Origin of the sequence: Promicromonospora citrea, from assembly GCF_013004695.1 — a bacterium.
GTDB classification, from domain to species: Bacteria; Actinomycetota; Actinomycetes; order Actinomycetales; family Cellulomonadaceae; genus Promicromonospora; species Promicromonospora citrea.
Map to the genome: position 1 here is coordinate 1 of NZ_JABEMG010000237.1, position 3,488 is coordinate 3,488.

At 73.3% G+C, this 3,488-nt stretch carries 3 protein-coding genes; 1 reads left to right on the top strand and 2 read right to left on the bottom strand.

Annotated features, from left to right (window positions below):
* Window positions 1-1,336 (bottom strand): ABC transporter permease (locus HLB15_RS22980; RefSeq protein ID WP_171109017.1); only part of this gene is annotated, 1,336 nt, incomplete at its 3' end.
* Between the two features lie 244 nt (window positions 1,337-1,580).
* Here HLB15_RS22980 and eno point away from each other — a divergent pair.
* Window positions 1,581-2,861, top strand: coding sequence for a phosphopyruvate hydratase (gene eno, locus HLB15_RS22985; RefSeq protein WP_171109020.1), 1,281 nt, complete (start codon window positions 1,581-1,583; stop codon window positions 2,859-2,861).
* A 154-nt stretch (window positions 2,862-3,015) separates the two neighbouring features.
* Here the strand turns inward: eno and HLB15_RS22990 are convergent, their stop codons facing one another.
* Window positions 3,016-3,399, bottom strand: a complete 384-nt coding sequence (locus tag HLB15_RS22990) for a hypothetical protein (protein ID WP_171109022.1) — start codon at window positions 3,397-3,399, stop codon at window positions 3,016-3,018.
* Window positions 3,400-3,488: the final 89 nt, after the last annotated feature.

Below are 3,488 nucleotides of genomic sequence, written 5' to 3' on the forward strand. Positions count from 1 at the left end.
GACCCGCCTGGCCGAACACGGCCCCGCCCGCGGGCGCGGCGCCGCCCGGCGCCTCACCGCCGGGAGGCGGGCCGCCCGCCGGGCCACCGAGCACCAGGCCGCCCGACGAGCCGCTCAGCGTGATGCCCGCGAGGTTGACGGCCCACACCGCGAGGACGCCGAGCGCGAGGCCCGCGACGCCGCCGACGAGCCCCTGCACCACCGACTCGCCCGCCACCTGGCCCACGACGCGGCGCCTGCTCCAGCCGATCGCCTTGAGCGTGCCGAGCTCGCGGGTGCGGCGGTTCACGCCCGAGACGGTAAACAGGATCGCGAGGCCGAACGCCGCGGCGAGCACGATCGCGCCGAGCGCCGTGCCGAGCGTGCCGACCAGGTCGGACGCCGTGGACAGCGACCCGGTCACGTTCTCCGCGAGGTCCGACTGCGTGCTGACGGACGCGTCCGGCAGCACGTCCTGGATCGCGGCGGCGACGGCGTCGACGTTCGAGGAGGAGTCGACCTGCACGTAGAGGTCGGTGACCTGGCCGTCGAGGTCCGCGAGGCGCTGAGCCGTGGCCAGCGGGAGGTAGACGTCGGACGGCGTCGCGACGTCGTCGCCGGTCGTCGAGGCGACCGTACCGACCACCTCGAGCTCCTCGCCGCCGACCGAGATCGTGTCGCCCACGGCGAGCTCCTCGCGCTCGGCGTAGGAGGCGTCGAGCACGACGACGTCCTCGTCGCCTGCCTCGAGCGTTCGGCCGTCGGCGAGTTCCGCGGTGGTCAGCGGCCCGACGGCGGCCGCGCCGGGGTCGACGCCGGTGACCGTGAGCCGGTCGATCTCGAAGGTCGACCCGCCCGCCGAGGCCTCGCCGGAGCCGCCGGGCCCGACGCGCAGGCCCACGGGGCCGTCGCCCTCCTGGAGCGCCTCGACGTCGGGCAGCTCTCCGGAGAACGACATGTTCTCCAGGCCGAGCGTCGCGGCGACCCCGGACACGTGGTCGAGCGCCGCGACGGCGCCGACGGCGTCGTCGGCGAACGATGCGGCGCCCATCGCGGTGCCGAGACGGTCCTGGGAGAGGGCGCGGGTGCCGTCGTCACCCGCCTCGCCGTCGTCGGCGTCGAAGTCGAAGCGGCGCGGGCCGCCACCCTCGCCCGGGCCCGCGGCGGGCTCGGTCACGGTGATGTCGGTGCCCACGCCGTAGACGGACTCGAGGACCTCGGCCTGGGCGTTACGCACCCCCGCTGCGACCGCGTCGACGACGATGACCAGCGCGACGGCGAGCGCGAGACCGATGGCGACGACGACCGTCTGCCTGCGTCGGTTGCGCAGCTCTCTGCGCAGTGTGGTGAAGAACATGGGCTCCTGCCTGGGGTCCGGGAGAGGTTCGAGAAGAGGTCTGGTGTCCGCGCGGACCCTCCGGACGCTAGGCAGGGCGGCTGTGGCGGCCCTGTCGTGGGCCTGTGACGAGGCTGTGAAGCGCGGGGCGCGCCGGAGGCGGAGAACGGCGTCGTGCCGGGCTGTGGACGGTTCCCCGCCGTCGCGCCGGAGGTCCTAGGCTGGGGGCCGTAACCTCCGAGCAACATCCCGAGAAGGAGCACCCGTGGCTAGCATCGAAGCCGTTGGAGCGCGCGAGATCCTCGACTCGCGCGGCAACCCCACCGTGGAGGTGGAGATCGTCCTCGACGACGACACCTTCGCTCGTGCGGCGGTCCCGTCCGGCGCGTCGACCGGCGCGTTCGAGGCGGTCGAGCTCCGTGACGGCGACAAGGGCCGTTACCTGGGCAAGGGCGTCGAGAAGGCGGTCGCGGCCGTCAACGACGAGATCGCCCCCGAGCTCGTCGGGTACGACGCCGAGGAGCAGCGCATCGTCGACCAGGCGCTGCTGGACCTGGACGGCACGCCGAACAAGGGCAAGCTGGGTGCGAACGCGATCCTGGGCGTCTCGCTCGCCGTCGCGAAGGCCGCCGCCAAGAGCTCCGGCCTGGACCTGTTCCGCTACGTGGGTGGCCCGAACGCGCACGTGCTGCCCGTCCCGATGATGAACATCCTCAACGGCGGGTCCCACGCGGACTCGAACGTGGACATCCAGGAGTTCATGGTCGCGCCGATCGGCGCCCCGACCTTCCGTGAGGCGCTGCGCACCGGCACCGAGGTGTACCACTCCCTCAAGTCCGTGCTGAAGGAGAAGGGCCTGGCCACCGGCCTGGGCGACGAGGGCGGTTTCGCCCCCAACCTCGGCAGCAACCGCGAGGCGCTGGACCTCATCCTCGTCGCGATCGAGCGCGCGGGCCTGACCCCGGGCACCGACGTGGCGCTCGCGCTCGACGTCGCCTCGACGGAGTTCTTCTCCGACGGCGTGTACGCCTTCGAGGGCGGCAAGAAGACGCCGGACGAGATGATCGCGTACTACGAGCAGCTCGTGGCCGACTACCCGCTGGTCTCCATCGAGGACCCGCTGTCCGAGGACGAGTGGGACTCCTGGGCGGGCCTGATGAGCAAGGTCGGCGACAAGGTGCAGATCGTGGGCGACGACCTGTTCGTCACCAACCCGGAGCGCCTCGCCAAGGGCATCGAGCTCAAGTCGGCGAACTCGCTGCTGGTCAAGCTCAACCAGATCGGCACGCTCACCGAGACCCTCGACGCCGTGACGCTCGCGCAGCGCAACGGCTTCACCACGATGACCTCGCACCGTTCCGGCGAGACCGAGGACACCACGATCGCCGACCTGTCGGTCGCGACCAACGCCGGCCAGATCAAGACCGGCGCCCCGGCCCGTGGCGAGCGCATCAACAAGTACAACCAGCTGCTGCGCATCGAGGAGGCCCTGGACGAGGCCGGCACGTACGCCGGTCGCTCGGCCTTCCCGCGCTTCCAGGCCTGACCCGCCCCTGCTCCAAGGTCCGCCGCGAGCAGGCGGTTCGGCACGGATTCCTCGTGAAAACCCGGCCGGATCGCCTGTTCGCGGCGGACTTTTGCGTGGGAGGGGCGGCGCGCCGGGGGCAATGCGGGGGTCCTGGCCCGGCGAATCGGCACAATCAACGCATGCCTTCGTCACGACGCCCGGCGCGGCCCTCGGGCCCTGCGCGCAGCACAGGTGCGCGCTCCGGGGCGGAGCCGCGCGGTACCGGCGCGCCGCGGGGGAAGGGCTCGAGCGGGGCGTCGTCCACGCGCGGTTCGGGCACGGGGACCGGGAAGGGTGCCGCGCCGAGAGGGTCGACCGCGAAGGGCGGGGCGCGGGGGTCCGCGCCGGGCGCAGCGAAGGGCTCGGCGACGACCTCGTCCACCGGTCCGGTGCGCGGGACGGCGGCCACCGGTGCGGCGAAGGGTGCTGCCGCGAAGGGCTCGGCCGCCGAGCGGAAGGCGAGGTCGGCGGCGCGGGGCGCGGGACGGACCGGTACGCCTGGTGCCGGGGCGTCCACGGGTGCGCCCCGTGGGACGTCGTCCGGCGCGCCGCCCCTCCCACGCAAAAGTCCGCCGCGAACAGGCGATCCGGCCGGGTTTTCACGAG